This window comes from Acidicapsa acidisoli, from assembly GCF_025685625.1.
GTDB lineage: Bacteria > Acidobacteriota > Terriglobia > Terriglobales > Acidobacteriaceae > Acidicapsa > Acidicapsa acidisoli.
This window is the reverse complement of record NZ_JAGSYI010000001.1, coordinates 2350955-2368278: the sequence shown is the minus strand read 5'-3', so window position 1 is coordinate 2368278 and position 17324 is coordinate 2350955. Positions and strand designations below refer to the sequence as shown.

The window sequence follows — 17324 nt, the reverse complement described above, 5'->3', positions numbered from 1 at the left end:
CAATCAGACCAGGCTCATCTGTAACGGAATATAGCCACAATCCCGGACAACATTCCGAGCGCTACTATCTCGGTCGCGAGATTTATATCAATTTGCCTGGCCCGCGCGAAAATTCTGACCGTAACCGGTGGAATTCCGTTAGGGTCGAAGAGCGCACCGCCATAGAGCCTGCGGGTGAGAAACGCGGACAGGCAACTCACCATCGGGATAGCAGCCATGGCTGCGGCGATATAGAAACAGCTCGTCATATAGGGACCCGGCAGCAGGACAATCACAATTCCGAGACCTGATAGAAACGCGCAGCTAGATGCCTGCCATACAAGATGGAATCGTGCATGGCGTGTCCAGGATGGATTGGTGGCATGAGTCCGGTTCAGGTCGACCCCCAGCGTCGCGAGTCCTTGGACACCGCTTAGCAGCGCCAGCAGAGCTCGTGCGATCACTTGGTGGCTCATCGTTGTTCTCCTTGGGTTGCCAGACCTTACGCCGGGTTACATTCGATGAACCGATCTAACGGTCAGTTTGCAGTCGCTAGTCTTGAAACTGCATTCTCGGTTTTCTGACCGGACGAAAGAGGCAGCCTTACCTGAATCATCGCTCCACCCTGACTGCGATTCAATGCCTCAACGGTTCCGCTGTGAGTACGCGCGACAGCCTCCACAAATGCGAGGCCCAATCCGTGCCCTTTGGAGCCTTTGCCTTTCACGCGGCACTCAAACAAATGCGCACTGATTTCAGTATCAAAGCCTGGGCCGTTATCTTCCAGGATCAACTCCGCGTGACCATCCACAAGTTGCAGCCGGCTCGTCACTACGCACCCAGCGGGAAGGTGCTTCAGTTCATTATCCAGCAGGTTTGCAATCATGCGATGGATCAACGCAGCATCTGCTTCTATCTTTAGAGAACCCGCACTAATTAGCCTGATTCGCAAGCCCCTCTCCGACATGCATGGCTCGTACAGATCGACCATCGATCTGAGCAAATCATCCAGATCTATTTCTGTCCGTGTCAATCGCAGGGCATCCGCTTTCGCTTCGGCCACATCTAGAGACGTGTTCAGAAACTCGGTTAATCGATCCAGTTCTTCGATGGCTGTAACGATCGGCTCAGATGTCTCGCCAAGACTCGGATCAGCATGCCTCGGATCGGTGAGAGACATCTCCAGCTGGCCTCGAATCGCAGTTAGCGGGCTCCTGAGGTCGTGGGCGAGTGAATCTGTAATCGAATGCAATTGATGCATCGAATTCTCGATACGATCAAGCATCCCATTCAGGGTCAGTGCCAGGTGCGCTACTTCATCATTGCGCCCGGTGGTTGGGACGCGAGTATGAATATCGGAATGGCCGATCCTGGATGCGGCTTCACTGATTCTGCGAACATGACTCAACATCCGCCGCGTAGTGAAGAAAACGATCAAGAAGCCAAGTAGCACGATCAGGAGCCACAATAGAAAGAAACGAGAGCGAAGACTTCTCAGTACGCGGAGCTCATCACGCTCAGAGAGTCCTAGATAAATCCGGCTCCCATCTTGCATGCGAACGGATGCGACCCGAAACGGAATGGTAAAACCGCTCACCCGTAAATCAGTGGGGTGATCCGGCGCAATTTGAGTCGAACGAATTGCGCGCAGATTGGGCTCTCCCGTACCGGTGCCTACCCATAACCGCAGCGAATCATCAGGGCCTGCCTGGAGAAAAAAGACCGAGTCATTCCGCGCGCCATCACCATTGGATTGCAGCTTGTTCGGTACCTCGCGACCTGCCAGCTCTGCGACCTCCCTGACGACTCGGCCATACAAAGCATCTTTCGGTGTCCGAGCGGCGACATCACCAAGAACTTCGACCTCGCCCGCCAACCACGCGTCGCTCCTCCTCTGAATGTCATTGGCGACAAATCGATGAAGGAAAACGAAAACGACCATCGTGCCAAATGCAAAGGCGAGCGTAGCCCAAAGAGAAATCCTCCAAGCTGCCGATCGAAATACGGGTCTACTGATCCTTGAGGACATAACCTACACCTCGCAAGGTTCGAATCAACGGAGTCTGCCCCTTGCCGTCTACCTTGCCGCGTAAACGGTAAATATGGACATCAACGACATTGGTATCGGGCTGAATTCTCATTCCCCAAACCTGATCGAGAATCATCGAACGCGTCACGACGCGGCCGGCATTCCTGCAAAGATATTCCAGGAGCGTGAACTCCTGGGGAGTAAGCTGAAGCGCGTGACCGGACCGGAAAGCCTCATGCCGAAGCAGATCCAGTTCGAGATCGAGGACCCGCAATTTGGTAGCCTCACCTCCGGAAGAGCTGTTCCGTTTGAGCAAGTTCCGCAGCCTTGCGATCAACTCTGCCAGTGCGAAGGGCTTCGTCAGATAATCATCCCCACCGTGCTCCAAGCCTCTTACGCGGTCGTCTACTGACCGGCGCGCAGAAAGAATGAGCACTGGAGCGGTGACTCCAAGTTGCCGCAGACGCAAAATCAGGGATATACCGTCTTGGTCCGGTAGGCCGAGATCAACAACTAGTACGTCGTACTCGCCTTCTATCGCAAGTTGCTCGGCACTCCTGCCGTCGGAGGCGGCATCGACGAAATACCCAGCCTCTTTCAGCGAGCTCTTCAGGAAATTTTGGATGTCAATTTCGTCTTCAACGAGCAGAAGTCGCATAGTTGGATATTAGTCCAATTGGCAGACAAATATGAGTTGCACTCTACAATCCCGCAGTACTCTAATCCGACTTTTTGACGAAGCAAAGATGAAGGGCTTGTCATTCAATTGTTATCACCCTGTCATGCTCAAACCATAGTTCACGATCATTGCATATTCTGAAAGAGCGGGCGATGATAAAGCGTTGATTGATCAGTGGTCGGCAAAGTGAATGCAGCTTGGTTCCTGCTTTGACGCGCCCACACTGGCCATTATCAATGCCAGAGAAACAGGCTCTCCATCCGAAGCATCAGGCAAGATGAACAAATCGTCATAGAATCCACAGACTGGTCGTGCTCCCAATCGAACTGAAAATCCGTCTCACAATTAGAGCTGATGACAAGGAAGTTCTATAAAGACCCTGCAAACACGGCTTCAAGAATGGAAAGATTGACAAATCGTCGAAAGAAAATCGGCATCAAATCGAGGGCGGCAAGGCATATGGATGTATTGGATAGAGGTTTATTCGAAAGAGACTTTCGGTCCTTTCTGCCCCTCCCCGAAAATCTTGACCGGCATTTTGAAGAAGCCTTGCGTCATGTGCTCGACAACCCGGGCAGCCTTGTGCGTCCCCGTATCGTGTATCAAGTTGCGACCGCTTACGGAGTGGCCACGGAACACGCAAAAGATCTCGCCATCGCGCTCGAGTACTTCCATACGGCTTCCCTGCTTTTTGATGATTTGCCGTGCATGGACAATGCGACGCAGCGTCGTGGCGCTCCATGCGTCCACCTCCAGTCTGGCGAGTCGGGAGCAATTCTTGCCGCGCTCGCGCTGATCAATCGTGCATATGCATTGAGTTGGCGTGCTGTCTCCCGTTGCTCCCAGACGGCCCAGGCAGAAGCACTTGCCTATCTCGAACATCGTCTTGGAGTGGATGGCCTGTTGAATGGGCAGAGTCTGGATCTCCATTTCGCAACACTGCCCCATGATGAGGAAACAACGGAGCGGATCGCACACGGCAAGACCGTATCCCTGATCCGGCTGGCACTCGTACTGCCTGCAATTCTCGGTGGCGCATCAATTCTGGAAGTGCATCTTCTGGAGCGCATTGCGACGTACTGGGGCTTGAGCTACCAGATCGTCGATGACTTGAAGGACATGCATCAAAGCGACCAGGAAAGCGGAAAGACCGGCGCTCGCGACGTTCTGCTTGACCGGCCGAACATTGCCTCTGTCATTGGAACCGTGGGAGCTGTTGAGAGGCTCGCAAGACTCATTCACCTTGGCGACAGAACGTTGGAGCGTCTCCTGGTCATGAGGCCCGCCCTGTTCTTTCTCCGTAAATTGAGAAGCGACCTCCAGGAGGAATTGGTGCGAGTTACCGAAAAATGCTGTGACGAGCCGGTTGAACTGAGAGCATGATCTTTCTAAAACTGATCTTAACCAACCTGCGGCGTCATCGGCTCCGAACACTCATCAGCATTGCCGGAATCGCATTCAGCGTCGCCGCCATGCTAACAGTCGTAACGATACTTGAGGGAGCGATCGGAATGTTCTCTGGCATACTTTCGAGTGACAGCAAAATGATCGTCTTCGAAAGGAACGTATCCGATCTCTTCTTCAGCAGCGTTCCGGCATCGGCCAACAATGACATCGCGCACTGGCCCATGGTTCTCCACGCTGACCCGGTGTTGTTCGGCATTGTTTCCAGCGCCGATCATCCCATCATCACTTGTTTCGGCGTAACCTCAAATGATGCTCGTATCCGCAAAGCTACCTGGATCGAGGGGAATCGAGATGCATTTGCCCAACACTCGGACGATGTTGTTCTCGGCGAACGCGCGGCTGAGTTTCTCGCAGCGAAACTCGACAGCCACGTGCCCATCGGGCATGCAACCTTCCATGTAATCGGCATCGTGAAGACGGCCAATGGTTTCGAGGATGGCGGAGTTTTCATGCCGCTCGACCTGGCGCAAAGCTTCTTTCATAAACAAGGCACTTCGTCCGTGATCACTATAAAACTTCGCAACAAGGATGACGCAGCAGCATTCAAGAGCATGGTGAAGGCCAGGTACCCCAGCCTGATCGGCCTGGAGGACTCTGAGTTCGAGCACTCTTATTCCCAATTCAAGATATTGAAAGCTACGGCCTGGGCTGTTGGCGGATGTGGCCTGCTACTGGGCGGCCTCGGGGTCGCGAATACCATGATCATGTCCGTCTTCACCCGAATTCGCGAGATAGCCATTCTCCGGGTGAACGGATTCTCGAACTTACAAATCGCGTTGATGATCTTTGGCGAATCCTCTGTGGTCTCAGTCGTCGGCGCTGTCATCGGATTGCTCATCGGCTCTGCCCTCTTGTTTACGCTCAAGCTGATACCGGCCTTGCACGGTTATGTAGACGTGTCAATCGAACCCGGAGTCATGCTGCTCGTCATCCTACTGGCATTGCTTACAGGGATTGCCGGAGCTCTCTATCCGGCCGCGTACGCGATGCGGGTCCGTGCGGTGGAGGCGCTTCGATTCGAATGAGCCTCTCACCATCCTCGGAAAATGGGCACAGGCGTGTTGTCCTCCGTGCAAAAAACGTTTGGAAGAGCTACGACGAAGGATCCATTGAAGTCTTGAAGGGCGCGGACCTCGAAACCTTCGAAGGCCAGACTGTTGCGCTCTGCGGGCCATCTGGTTGCGGCAAGAGCACGCTCCTGCACCTCTTCGGCGGTTTGGACGACGCGGACAAGGGCACAGTGTCGGTCAATGGCGTTGAGATCAATCGGCATCGCAGTCCGCTCCGTCTTCTGCGACACGAAATTGGATTTGTCTTCCAGCTTCATAATTTGATTCCGGATCTGACTCTCGCAGAGAACTGCCTGATTCCGACGGTTGCAGCAGGCATAGACCAGAAGCAGGCCCGCACAAGGCTCAAGCAACTCGCAGATCGCACGGGCTTAAGCCACCGGCTTGATCAGCGCATCCAGAAACTCTCGGGAGGAGAGCGGCAACGCACGGCCTTGTGCCGGGCCCTCATGAACAGTCCCCGCATTCTCCTGGCAGATGAGCCAACGGGCTCACTCGACGAGAAGACCAGCTCTGCTGTCTTTAACCTGCTCCTCGAACTTGTCGCGAGCGAGGGGATTACGCTCGTGATGGCCACGCACGACAAGACATTGGCCCAGCGATGCGATCGCCTCGTTGAAATGCGGGATGGGAGGATCCATGAGCACGAGTCTTCCTGAGATCCAGCTTCTCACCTCGAACGAGTTTTTAGTACACCCGTCGCAAAGCATCTCGCCATCTGCGAGCTTCGACATTCAAGCAAAACCAATAGTGCAAGCGGTCTGGCACAGCCTGCTATGGCTTGCGATTTCAAATGCCATCGGAGTTCTGATTGCGCTATTGCTAATCGTGCCCGGGCTCAACCGTACCCTGGGCGAATGGTCCTACGGTCGTTGGATGCCGGTGCATATGAATCTGGAACTCTACGGCTGGTGCAGCCTGCCGATGATGGCCTTCCTCTTCAAGGTCTACGACGCCGATCATGGAAGAATCGCGAAGTGGTGCAGCCCAGTTCTCTGGGTCTGGTCCATCGCACTCGCCGTCGGCTCAGTTTCCTGGCTCAACGGCCACGCGACAGGCAAGCTCTTTCTCGACTGGACCGGCTACCCTCGGGTTCTTTTCCCGATCGCGATGGCAACACTCTGGACTCTTCTTGCAACCTCGCTGATACAACAATGGCATTCAAGCGGAAATGCAAGGTTAGTTGTCCGGATCGCGAAGGTTCTTGGTCTGTGCCTGCTGCTGGCTATTCCGGCAGTTCTCTATTTCGCGTCAAGCCCCACGGTTTACCCGCCTATCAATCCAGATTCGGGTGGCCCGACCGGCGCAAGCCAACTTGAATCGACGCTGATGATCATTGCGATTCTCTTAGTGATTCCCTTCGGCCTGACGCAGCGGCGCACTGGCCGATCATGGCAGATCAACTCGGCATGGATCGTCCTCGCAGCGGAGTCGATACTTTGCTTCGGCCTGGGACGAGCGGATGTCGGCCATCATCGCCCTGTGCAGTACATCAGCCTTGGAAGCCTCCTCATATGGCTGCCGCTGACGCCTGCTTACTTCGCGGCCTTTCAATGGCATCCCAATACTCGCGGCTGGCGAATTTCAATGCTTGCGTGGTGGTCCTTGCTGGTTCCTACGGGATGGGTGCTCTTTCTTCCCGGCGTTCTGGACCACTTCAAGTTCACCGATGGCCTGGTGGGTCATTCGCTCTTAGCCATGGCAGGCTTCGTCACCAGTCTGCTGATCTTCGTTTTGGTTCAGCTCCTGGGAGAAGACGGTTGGATACTGAACAGAGCGCGTTCGCTCTATGTATGGCAAGGCAGTGTCCTGGCTTACGTATTGTTGATGTTTTACACCGGATGGCGCGAGGGATTCGATCCGTCCTACACGATGATTCCAGGCCTAGAACGCAACCTGCTGTATATTGCCCGCCTCGGGACCGGATTGCTGATGCTGGGCGCCTCGGCAATCTGGCTAATCGATGCAGGGAAACTGTTACGAACTTCCTCCGCCCCTGAATTCTCGTATTCGACGGAGAGAGCGCGGTGAGGCGGCGGGCACTTTTCGCATACCAACTCCTGACCGGTCTCTCCGATGCAGGAACGGGCATCCTGCTCATCCTGGAGCCTGGGTTCACCTTGCACCTTATGCGACTGCATGTAGCTGAGGACGCGTTGCCGTTTCTTTCGTTCATCGGCGCATTCGTCCTATCAACAGGTGTGAGCTGTCTCTTCGGGGCCTGGCTTGCGGGCCGCCACGATGTGTCACAACGACTTGAAATGGTGTGGCTCCTTACCGCACTCACGCGTGGGCTTGTGGCTGCATTCGTACTTGTGAGCATCCTGTCCAACACCCTCGAATTTGGCTGGTTGACGGTTGCGGTCTCGGACGGGGTCCTTGCTGTGATCCAGGTGATCGGCCTGAGGAAAGGCTGGCTGAGCGATGACGCCGTCTGAAGCTCGCGCCTTAGACACGCGACACTCGGGCGCATCCGGCGCAGGATGGGGTGGCGTTGCCCTCGTCGCAATCACTTATGTTTATTTCCTCATCTTTGCACAATTCGCTTTTCTGAAACGCCTTCAAGACCTGAACATCGCTGACACGCACCTCAAGCTGGTGATGAGCGCAATGGCCCTCGGCGGCATTACGCTCAGCCTGCTTGCTCCGAGGATCTCGTTTCATCCGTCACCACAGTTGCGCATCCGGCAATCGCTTGCTGCCTGCGCCATTGCCGCCCTTCTGACGCTGCTACCTCTCAATCTCCTGAGCAGTATCGTCGTTTCAGCTCTCATCGGAAGTGGTCTGGGGCTTCTGACCGTTACACTCGTTACTCACCTGCGGCTCACCCTCGGAGACCACGATCCTCTGATGAAGGTTGGCCTTGGCACCGGCATCGGTTATCTGTGTTGCAATCTTCCTGCGCTCTTTACAGCTTCGCCGCAGACTCAGGCGATTGCGGCCGCAACGCTGTGTTTCGCTGGGATTCTTGTTCCCTTCCGGCAAGGGCAATCCACAGAGTTAACGACGCAAACTGAATTCTCCCGGCATCCGATCATTCCGTCTGAGCGCACCGTTCCCTTCGCGGCGGTCCTGGTTGGCTTTACGGCGCTTGTCTGGCTCGATTCGGCGGCCTTCTTCATCATTCAGAGCACGCCGGCACTCAAGGCGGGAACATGGCAAGGCACGCTCCACCTTTGGCTCAATGGCATCCTCCACCTCGGCGCTGCGCTGGGGAGCGCGTGGTTACTGCGTCGGCGCGGACTACGCCTCGTCCTGATTCTCGCATTCCTCGCACTCGCTTCAGCTTGTTTGCTCTTGCTTGATCCAGGCCGGGCTGCCGCGGCGTCACTCCTCTATCCTGTTGGTGTATCGCTTTATTCCGTCGCTCTGGTTGCTTATCCATCGCTGCTCGCGCCGGCTTCTTCCATTGCGCAACGGGGCCGCCAGGCTGGATGGATCTATGCAATCGCGGGCTGGTTCGGCTCCGCGATGGGCATCGGAATGGGACAGAACCTCGGTCACGTTCCTCCGAACTTCGTTTTGCTCGCCGGGGTCGTAATCATCGCGCCTTTGTTCTTTTCTCGGGTTCGAGCGCACCTGCGTGAGATCGCGTTGGTGGGACTTGTTCTCGGCGCAGCTTTTCTAATTGACCTTGCCACTCGAAATCAAAACACCTCAGTCAAAGCAATGTCAGCCGCAGAACGCGGCAGGCAGGTCTACATCTCGGAGGGCTGCATTCATTGCCATTCGCAATACGTGCGTCCCAACACCTCCGATGTATTGTTATGGGGACCCGTTCAGACCGTGGAAGAGCTTCGGCGGCAACACCCGCCTCTGATCGGCAATCGTCGTCAAGGACCAGACCTTTCCGAGGTGGGAACTCGCAGGTCTCCACTCTGGCTGAAAGCGCACTTCTTCAACCCGAGAGATGTTAGCTACGCATCTATCATGCCTTCCTATGCTTATCTTTTTCGCGACCAGCGAGGCGACGATTTGGTGGCGTATGTAAGCAGTTTGCAGACTTCCGACTCCTCCAAACATCTCCTTGCGGAGTTGGCCTGGCGCCTGCCTCTGGAGTCTGTGGCTGAAGCGAACGCCGACGAGGGGGCGAAACTCTTCCAAAACTATTGCGCCACCTGTCATACCACCGAAGGCCTTGCGCGTCAGAAGTGGCGTTCCCAGTTCAAGAGGCTTCCACCAGATATGCGCGTGGGGCCGTTTCTGCATCTGCAGACACCGGACACGGCAGCAGTGCGCGCCACTCTCGTAGATCGCCTGGCCCAAATTACAAAATTCGGCATTGCAGAAACAGATATGCCCGGCCACGAGTATCTCCGTGACCGGGAGATTGCTTCCATCAGCCTCTGGCTGTCGCAGACGATCGCATTGCCAGAAAAGAATCAACAAAGAGTCTTAATCTCTGGAGAACGACAATGAAGAGTTTCGCCCGCTCACTCCTTTTTGTACTGCCACTCGCTTTCGCACCTGTGGCGTTTGCTCAACATCAGACCCTTGCCATAGCCGCCGATGCAAGCCAGGTAACATTCACTCTCGGCGGCAGCGATCATGCCGTCAAGGGAACATTTCATGTGCAGAGTGGTTCAATTGACTTCGATAGTGGTACTCAGAAAATCTCAGGCTCTGTGGTCGTCGCGGCCGGCAGCGGAAACAGCGGCAACGACGGCCGGGACAAGAAAATGAAGAACGATGTTCTCGATGTTTCCCACTTTGCCGAGGTCTCGTTTGTCCCGCAGAGCTACCAGGGAGCGATCGCGCCATCGGGAGACTCCACCATCCAGATAACTGGTACCTTCACACTCCACGGAACACCCCATGATTTGACCGTTCCCGTACAAGTTCACATCGACGGAACAAATTGCACGGCAAAGACGCATTTTGTCGTTCCATACGTAAAGTGGGGCCTTAAGGACCCGAGCGTCTTCATCCTCAAAGTCGCCAAAGAGGTCGATATCGATCTTGCTCTCGTAGGCCACTTGTCTTCTGCGAATTGATCTGGACCGGCTCACAATGGTCCAGATCGCATCTCAGCCGAAACCGCATCGACGTTGAGCCGGAAATCCGTGAACAGGGGGTGCGGTTAACTTTCGCGGCGCAACGCACAACATCCATCAGGAGCCATCCCATGCGTAACGATGCAAAACTCATCCCTCGTGGCCTGCTGATCCTGATTGTTCTCTGCGTGGCTGCGAGATTGAGTTGTCAAACTCTTACACCCCGTTCTTCCGACACTCCCAAAATCCCAACAAACAAACCATCGCAGGCCTACGAGCAGCCGATTCTTGCCCAGGGAACGAACCTCCAAGTCGAGATCACGCGCCATTATCCGATGAAGGCGAATCAACCAATCGAAGCTCGGCTTCTCCATCCCATCTTTGTTCAAGGAAAATTGGCAATCCCTCAAGATACTCCCGTCCACGGTACGGTGGTTAAATTAACCGCCGACACAAAGACGCGCTGGCACGGAAGACTGCGGGGAGATTTCACCCCGTTTCATATCCCCCAGGTCCGATTCGATCAACTTATCCTGCCCAGCGGCGCGGTCGCTATATCCACAACGGGGCTAGCGACCGGCGCTCCGGTACTTCACCTTCAGGCAAGCGGCTCCGCCACGCAGGGATCAATCTTCTCTCGCTATTGGGCCCAGACAAAAACCCAGTTACACGACAGGATCGCTTATTTCACCGCGCCTGGTTTTGGCGATCGAGCTCTGCAGTTGCTTTACCATCAGCTTCCCTATCACCCCGAGCGCATTGAGGCGAAGACCATGTACTCCTTCGACTTTGCTGCCCCGCTCGCACTGCCAGGGTCGCTGCCTGAGACGCCCTCATCCGCAGCTCCAGCTCGCCCGGGCAAGCCAGAGCTATGGTCCGTAAACGCACTGCTCACCTCCGAAGTAACCTCGGCAACGGCCAAGGTCGGCGACCCTGTCCAGGCTCTCGTAGTCGAGCCGGTGTTCGATGAGAATCGCCAACTCGTCGTTCCCCAGGACTCGATTCTCATCGGCAGAGTCACCGCGTCAAAGGCCGCCCGCTCTTTCGGCCGGAACGGGAAACTACGCTTCACATTCCAGCAAGTGCGTTTTCCCGAAGGTTCGGAGAGCACAGTCCAGGGCTTGTTGGCCGGAGCCACAACCGCGAGCGCACAAGGTCTCTCGCTCAACGCCGAAGGGACAGTCTCGCCTCGCAACCAGTCCAGCGTCATCGCCCCGCTGCTGCTCACTGCGCTTGCAGGCCGAGCACTGGACGAAGACGGCAATCTCACCGTTCAAACAGGAGTTGCATCCAACGGTTTTGGCCTGGTCGGCCGGGTTGTCGGGGTCGCCGCGGGCAATCGCGATCTCGCCGCAGGAATCGGTTACTACGCCGCCGCGCTCTCGGTCTATGAAAACTTTCTTCGCCCCGGACACAACGTAGACTTCGTCAGGAACACCCGCATCGAGATAGAGACCACGCCTCTTCGGGCGCCAGTGCTGACGCCAGAGAAGCATTAACTCCTCATCGATTTTTTGCCGAATTCAACGAATCATCTAGTCAAATCCCAAGGCGACGAATATGAGTGACATTTCCTGGCAGACTTCGACCTCTTGTTCTGTCAATTCAGCATAGGCCTCTGCGCCCCCAATCCGATGCGTAACAGTACCGCGGTCCCCTAAGAAACGATCGTAACTCTTGACACGACCCCGATATGTTGATATCAACGTAAGTTGTCAAGGTATTCAGGGATAACCCAAGGCAGCAAGCATTCCGATGACTGCCGACTCATTGACGACGCCTCCGGATATCGTTTCGAAGTCTTAACAGCACAAGAACTTCCGATACCTCAGGCGAATCGCTGCCCCCGTGGAGCAACCTACTCAAGTGGAGGACCGGTATGGCATTCCTGCGTGACTTGAAGATTGCAATTCGCTCTTTGGCCCGGGCTCGCGCATTGTGGATCACGGTGGCTCTCACTTTGGCTCTCGGCATAGGTGCAAACGCAGCAATCTTCAGCGTCGTTCGCGCCGTACTCCTGCGCCCACTCGCAAATCGCGACGAAGACAGGTTGCTCTATCTCCGTCAGAGCGCTGAAGGCATTCGCGTTGATAACGCGACTTTCTCCATTCCGGAGATTCAGGATATCGGCAGTCGGCTCAAGACCATCCAGGAGCTTGGCACGTTTTCAGAGATCGATTTCACGGTGGTGGGACTCGGCACGCCACGCGAGATCCACGCAGGCGTGGTAGACGGTAACTACTTCGAGGTGATGGGCCTGCGTCCTGTCATTGGGCGTCTGTTGACCTCCGCCGACGACGGCCCGAATGCCGCAGGCGCGGTAGTGCTGACCTATCGTTTCTGGACTACATCGCTGCACTCCGATCCCAGCGTGCTTGGTAAGACCGTGCGTCTCGGAAGCTACGAAGGAGCACGCAACGCGGTCATTGTTGGGGTTCTGCAGCCGTCCGTGCCGTATCCGGTCGAAACCGAGATCATTGCCAACGTCGTCACCAGCCCCCATCATCTCTCCGCCACCATGGTGACCGGCCGCGAACATCGCATGACGGAAGTCTTCGCGCGCCTGGCCCCTGGTGCGGACCTCGAACAAGCAAGAGCGGAGCTCCAAACGGTCTACGCGGCAATGTTGGCCGCGCACCCTGAGGTGTACAAACCAAGTGACCGTTACAAGATCGATGTAACGCGGATGCACGACCAGATCAATTCTCGCGCCAATACCATCTTGTGGGTGCTCTTTGCGGCCTCCGGCCTGCTGTTCGTAATTGCCTGCTCGAATGTTGCCAATCTTGTGCTGGCGCGAACGGTGCGCCGCGAGTCCGAACTCGCAGTGCGCTCGGCGTTGGGAGCCAGCACCGCCGCACTGCGCCGGTCGCTGCTGACGGAAAGCATCGTGCTGTGCGGGAGCGGCGTGCTGGCATCCCTGATCATCGCCGCCCCGATGGTGACCGTGCTGGGCCGATACGCCGCGCGATTCTCTGTGCGCGCCAACGACCTCACGCTTGATTTCAGCCTTGTCTGGTTCGGGATTGCACTCGCATTGATTGCAGCCGTCTCCCTGGCGTTCGTTCCCAGGCTGCCGTCCGCAAACGCGTCTGGAAGCCTTTCGCAGGCGAGCAGCGCAGCGCGGGTTACCGGAGGCAGCAGCCGGCGTCTTCGCATCTTCGCCATTACACAGATCACAGCATCGTTCCTGCTGCTTGCCGGCGCGGCTGCATTGATGAGGACTCTGTTTGTACTGGAGCAAACGCAGCCGCCTTTCCAAACCGCCAGTGTTCTCGCCGTGAACCTACCGGTGATGTCCTATGGGCGAACACCCGAACAGGTGCGCGATTTCTATCGAAATGTGCAGCGCCGCATCGCCAATCTGCCCGGAGTAGAACACGCTTCATCCGGTTTCAGTGTTCCATGGCGCGATGGAAGAGCGCTCGACATCAGCTTCCAATTCGCCGTGGAGGGCGCGAAACGTCTGAACGGCCAGGACGATCTGCGCGCACGGTTCCGGTCCATTTCTCCCGGATTTTTCGAAACATTGGGAATGCCCGTAATCGAAGGCCGCGATTTCCGGGAATCCGATCGCGACGGCTCCGAGCGCGTGGTCATCATTAGCCAGAGTCTTGCCCAAAATCTGTTTCCCGGGCAGCAAGCACTCAACCGGGAACTACGCTGGACCGATGGCGTAATGAAATTCATCGGTATCAGCGACGAGCCGCGAAGGATCGTCGGCGTGGTGCCTGACTTCGACGATGAAAACATCATTCCGTCGCCGGCCATGGCGGTGTATCAGCCGGTTGAGCAGGAAGGATGGAATGGCCGCCTGTTCGTCCGTGCGAAGCGTGATCCGTACGCACTGGTTCCCGCTATCACGCGCACGATTCACGACATGGCGTCTGACCAGCCCGTGGAGAGAGCCAGCACCCTCGAAGACATTCGCGCGGAAGTTCTCACACCCAATCGCCTGAATGCCATTGTCTTCGGCGGTTTTGCCGGCGTAGCCCTGCTGATCTCTGTCGTGGGAATTGCCGGCGTGCTGGCGTTTTCCGTCAGCGGTCGTACGCGCGAATTCGGAATTCGGATGGCTATGGGAGCTCCGCCGCGCAGCATTCTCACCATTGTTCTTTCGGAAGGCCTCGTGATCGCAAGCATCGGCGTGGCCGCAGGTCTGGTGGTCGGCTTCGCCTGCACACGCATCATCGACCGATACATTGCAGGAATGCAACTGCCTGGCACACTAACATTGATCGCATCCGCAGTTGTGATCCTGGTCGCAGCAGTGGTAGCATCGGCTGTGCCTGCGTCTCGTGCCGCCAGGGTTGACCCGGTAGAGGCGCTTCGCTCTGAGTAATTCGCAGGCTCCGCTAGCCAGGCGATCTCATATTACTCGACGTGCCTCCCGCCGCAGGAATGTAACATTTCTGCGTGTAATCCATCACCATGCGATCGGCATTGAAGCGCCATCCCAGCGTGCGGATAGTCCGCTTCATCCGGCTGATCCAGCCTCGCGGCAGGCCATCCTTATCGCGCTGATAGTACAGCGGAATCAACTCATCGCGAAGTACGCGGTAGAGATCATCCCCGTCGCGGCGATCGTGCACGTCCATATTCGAGTGCGTCCTGCCCGTGCCGATGGCAAAGCCGTTAAGGCCGTCGTATGCTTCCGCCCACCAGCCATCCAGCACCGAAAGATTCAGGCCTCCGTTGAGCACGACCTTTTGTCCGCTCGTTCCCGAGGCTTCGAGCGGCCGCCGTGGATTGTTCAGCCACACATCGACACCTTGGACCAGATGCCGGCCAACGTTGATGTCGTAGTCCTCAACAAAGACAAACTTGTCGGCAAATTCGGAGTCGCGCATCAGCTCGGCAATTTGCTGCAGCACCTTCTTCCCCGGTTCGTCGTGCGGATGCGCCTTGCCAGCAAACAGGAACTGCACAGGCCGCTTGGGATCGTTCACCATGGCGGCCAGCCTCTGGATATCCGCGAGAATCAGATTCGCCCGCTTGTAAGTCGCAAATCGCCTCGCGAAGCCGATCGTCAGTGCGTCCGGCGAAAGCACCTTGCCGAGTTTGAGCAGGGACTCCTGTGGCTCGTTGCGCCGCTCGGCCTGCTCGCGCGCACGGCGTCGCACAAAGTCGAGCAGTTGCGCTTTCAGGCTCAGATGCGTCTCCCAAAGCTCACCATCGTCGACGCTCTCGATCTGCTCCCACGTTTTCGCGGATCCGCTCTTTTCCTGCCATCCAACTCCGAGGTGACGATCATAGAGACGGCACATCTGCGGAGCAAGCCACGAGGGCACGTGGACTCCATTCGTGATGTGACCGATAGGCACCGCGTCTTCCGGCTTGCCCGGGTAAAGACTGACCCACATCGCGCGGGAAACCTCTCCATGCAGCGAAGAAACTGCATTGGCCCGTCGCGAAAGCTTCAGTCCGAGAACCGTCATGCAGAATTGTTCCTGCCAGTTCGTGGGATATTCGCGGCCAAAGCCCATCAGATTCTCGTGGGAAATTCCGAGTTCTTCCCGCAGTGGCCCAAGATGCTCCTCAATCAGATCGGCGTTAAAGCGGTCATGACCCGCCGGTACAGGAGTGTGCGTGGTAAAGACCACTTCCCTCGCAACCTCACGTGCGGCGCTATTAAAAGGCATTCCTTCTTCCTGCATCCGATTGCGAATCGCCTCGAAGACCGCAAAACCGCTGTGTCCCTCGTTCAGGTGCAGCACCCCCGGCGTGATTCCCATCGCCCTCACAGCCCGCAAACCTCCAACACCGAGCAGAAGCTCCTGACGAATGCGCGTGCGCCCATCTCCGCCGTACAAACGAGAGGTAAGTTCCAGGTCCTCCGGCGCATTTCCAGCCACATTGGAATCAAGCAGCAGAAGGTCGCATCGTCCAACCTTGATCCGCCAGACCTTTGCGCGAATGGAACCGCCTCGCGTTTGAATTTCGACCACAATCGGTTCCCCATTCTGGCCAATCGCCGGCTGCATCGGCAGTTGATTCACGTCTGTCCGGAGATACTCCTCCCGCTGCCATCCGCTCTGGTCAAGCCGCTGCAGAAAGTATCCCTGCCCATAAAACAGGCCAACTCCGATCAACGGAATATCCAGATCGGACGCGCTCTTGATATGGTCCCCAGACAGAACTCCCAGACCGCCCGAATAAATCGGCAGCGACTCGTGCAGGCCGAACTCCGCGGAGAAATACGCGACTGGGCGAGGCCGCAGCACACCCGCGTTCCCTGCTCCCCATGTGCGATCGGCCTTCAAATACTCAAGCTGGCGTCGATAGACGTAATTGATTCTGCCGTGTAACACCATCTCAGTTGCTCGGCGCTCAACCTCGCGCAGCGGCATCTCGCTGAGCAGCGATATTGGATTCTGATTCAGTTCCCGCCAGCGGGTGGGATTGAGATCGCGAAAGATGCTGATGCAATCGTGGTCCCAACTCCACCAGAGATTCCGCGCCAGCGACCAAAGGCGTTCCTGGATAGGAGCAATGAAGCGATCGAGCGTGCGGGCTTCGCTCACTACCGGCGCAACCTGGCTCGCCGCCTCGGCCAACATGCGAATCTCGGCCTCCTGAAAGACTCGCTTCTCTTTCGTCTGAACAATCAAGACACCTTGAAGAATCCCCCGATCAACCAGAGGCACGCCCAGGAACGAGTGGTATATCTCTTCCCCCGACTCCTGGAAGTATTTGAAACGGGGATGACTTGCCACGTCATCGACCGCAACCGGGAGCACCAGTTCCGCCACCATGCCCGTCAGCCCCTCATGCAGCGGCATTCTCAGATTTCCAATAGAACGCGGATGAAGCCCAAGGGTCGCGGCCAGCACGAGGTGCGATCGGTCCGGCTCAAGCAAATAGGCCGAGCAGACATCGGTCCTGAACCGGGTAGCAATCAACGCAACTACATTCATGAGGGTATCGGCGGGCTTGCCACCCTCCTCAGTGAGGTTCGTGATCTCCTCAAGAGTCAAAACATGACTGGCATCGGTTTCCTCGTAGGAATGGGCCATCGCGTGTCCTCGCCTTTTGGTGGGTTTCAAAGCTCGCGCGTCGAAATTTGTGCACTGCGCCGCAAGATGCCAGGGCGCAGCTGGATCCAA

Annotated in this window: 13 protein-coding genes; 9 read left to right on the top strand and 4 right to left on the bottom strand. The window is 56.5% G+C overall.

Annotation, left to right across the window (positions count from 1 at the left end):
- Nucleotides 1-14 precede the first annotated feature (14 nt).
- The 3 genes from OHL23_RS09540 to OHL23_RS09530 all read right to left on the bottom strand — a co-directional run bounded on the left by OHL23_RS09540 (nucleotide 15) and on the right by OHL23_RS09530 (nucleotide 2666).
- Nucleotides 15-455 carry a hypothetical protein gene (locus OHL23_RS09540; protein WP_263351547.1) on the bottom strand — a complete coding sequence of 147 codons (441 nt, stop codon included), beginning with the start codon at nucleotides 453-455 and terminating at the stop codon, nucleotides 15-17.
- Nucleotides 456-517: 62 nt separating this feature from the next.
- Nucleotides 518-1855 carry a HAMP domain-containing histidine kinase gene (locus tag OHL23_RS09535; RefSeq protein ID WP_263351546.1) on the bottom strand — a complete coding sequence of 446 codons (1338 nt, stop codon included), beginning with the start codon at nucleotides 1853-1855 and terminating at the stop codon, nucleotides 518-520.
- 133 nt (nucleotides 1856-1988) lie between these two features.
- Complete coding sequence (locus tag OHL23_RS09530; protein WP_263351545.1) at nucleotides 1989-2666, bottom strand: response regulator transcription factor; 678 nt, start codon at nucleotides 2664-2666, stop codon at nucleotides 1989-1991.
- Nucleotides 2667-3041: 375 nt separating this feature from the next.
- Here OHL23_RS09530 and OHL23_RS09525 point away from each other — a divergent pair, with 375 nt between their 5' ends.
- The 9 genes from OHL23_RS09525 to OHL23_RS09485 all read left to right on the top strand — a co-directional run bounded on the left by OHL23_RS09525 (nucleotide 3042) and on the right by OHL23_RS09485 (nucleotide 14560).
- Entirely contained in the window at nucleotides 3042-4070 is a 1029-nt protein-coding gene (locus OHL23_RS09525) for a polyprenyl synthetase family protein (protein ID WP_317891666.1), read from the top strand.
- Nucleotides 4067-5179, top strand: coding sequence for an ABC transporter permease (locus OHL23_RS09520; RefSeq protein WP_263351544.1), 1113 nt, complete (start codon nucleotides 4067-4069; stop codon nucleotides 5177-5179). Before OHL23_RS09525 ends, OHL23_RS09520 begins: the two co-directional genes overlap by 4 nt.
- Entirely contained in the window at nucleotides 5176-5883 is a 708-nt protein-coding gene (locus OHL23_RS09515) for an ABC transporter ATP-binding protein (RefSeq protein WP_263351543.1), read from the top strand. The genes OHL23_RS09520 and OHL23_RS09515 overlap by 4 nt, the downstream gene beginning before the upstream one ends.
- The gene (locus OHL23_RS09510) at nucleotides 5864-7255 is read left to right on the top strand and encodes a heme-copper oxidase family protein (RefSeq protein WP_263351542.1); all 1392 of its coding nucleotides are present in this window, start codon (nucleotides 5864-5866) and stop codon (nucleotides 7253-7255) included. Before OHL23_RS09515 ends, OHL23_RS09510 begins: the two co-directional genes overlap by 20 nt.
- On the top strand, nucleotides 7252-7662 hold the full coding sequence (locus OHL23_RS09505; RefSeq protein WP_263351541.1) for a hypothetical protein: 411 nt from the start codon (nucleotides 7252-7254) through the stop codon (nucleotides 7660-7662). The genes OHL23_RS09510 and OHL23_RS09505 overlap by 4 nt, the downstream gene beginning before the upstream one ends.
- Nucleotides 7649-9643, top strand: coding sequence for a cytochrome c (locus OHL23_RS09500; RefSeq protein WP_263351540.1), 1995 nt, complete (start codon nucleotides 7649-7651; stop codon nucleotides 9641-9643). Before OHL23_RS09505 ends, OHL23_RS09500 begins: the two co-directional genes overlap by 14 nt.
- On the top strand, nucleotides 9640-10218 hold the full coding sequence (locus tag OHL23_RS09495; RefSeq protein WP_263351539.1) for a YceI family protein: 579 nt from the start codon (nucleotides 9640-9642) through the stop codon (nucleotides 10216-10218). Before OHL23_RS09500 ends, OHL23_RS09495 begins: the two co-directional genes overlap by 4 nt.
- Nucleotides 10219-10349: 131 nt before the next feature.
- A complete protein-coding gene (locus OHL23_RS09490; protein ID WP_263351538.1) occupies nucleotides 10350-11717 on the top strand; it encodes a hypothetical protein in 1368 nt (455 codons plus the stop codon).
- 380 nt (nucleotides 11718-12097) lie between these two features.
- Complete coding sequence (locus tag OHL23_RS09485; protein ID WP_263351537.1) at nucleotides 12098-14560, top strand: ADOP family duplicated permease; 2463 nt, start codon at nucleotides 12098-12100, stop codon at nucleotides 14558-14560.
- Nucleotides 14561-14573: 13 nt separating this feature from the next.
- Here the strand turns inward: OHL23_RS09485 and glgP are convergent, their stop codons facing one another.
- Nucleotides 14574-17234, bottom strand: coding sequence for an alpha-glucan family phosphorylase (glgP, locus tag OHL23_RS09480; protein WP_263351536.1), 2661 nt, complete (start codon nucleotides 17232-17234; stop codon nucleotides 14574-14576).
- Nucleotides 17235-17324: the final 90 nt, after the last annotated feature.

Excerpts from the sequence above, each read along its gene's own strand:
- OHL23_RS09495 (WP_263351539.1), top strand. The coding sequence starts at position 9,640 with ATGAAGAGTTTCGCCCGCTCACTCCTTTTTGTACTGCCACTCGCTTTC.
- OHL23_RS09540 (WP_263351547.1), bottom strand. The coding sequence starts at position 455 with ATGAGCCACCAAGTGATCGCACGAGCTCTGCTGGCGCTGCTAAGCGGT.
- OHL23_RS09500 (WP_263351540.1), top strand. The coding sequence starts at position 7,649 with ATGACGCCGTCTGAAGCTCGCGCCTTAGACACGCGACACTCGGGCGCA.
- OHL23_RS09485 (WP_263351537.1), top strand. The coding sequence starts at position 12,098 with ATGGCATTCCTGCGTGACTTGAAGATTGCAATTCGCTCTTTGGCCCGG.
- OHL23_RS09510 (WP_263351542.1), top strand. The coding sequence starts at position 5,864 with ATGAGCACGAGTCTTCCTGAGATCCAGCTTCTCACCTCGAACGAGTTT.
- OHL23_RS09530 (WP_263351545.1), bottom strand. The coding sequence starts at position 2,666 with ATGCGACTTCTGCTCGTTGAAGACGAAATTGACATCCAAAATTTCCTG.
- OHL23_RS09520 (WP_263351544.1), top strand. The coding sequence starts at position 4,067 with ATGATCTTTCTAAAACTGATCTTAACCAACCTGCGGCGTCATCGGCTC.
- OHL23_RS09515 (WP_263351543.1), top strand. The coding sequence starts at position 5,176 with ATGAGCCTCTCACCATCCTCGGAAAATGGGCACAGGCGTGTTGTCCTC.
- glgP (WP_263351536.1), bottom strand. The coding sequence starts at position 17,234 with ATGGCCCATTCCTACGAGGAAACCGATGCCAGTCATGTTTTGACTCTT.
- OHL23_RS09525 (WP_317891666.1), top strand. The coding sequence starts at position 3,042 with ATGACAAGGAAGTTCTATAAAGACCCTGCAAACACGGCTTCAAGAATG.
- OHL23_RS09490 (WP_263351538.1), top strand. The coding sequence starts at position 10,350 with ATGCGTAACGATGCAAAACTCATCCCTCGTGGCCTGCTGATCCTGATT.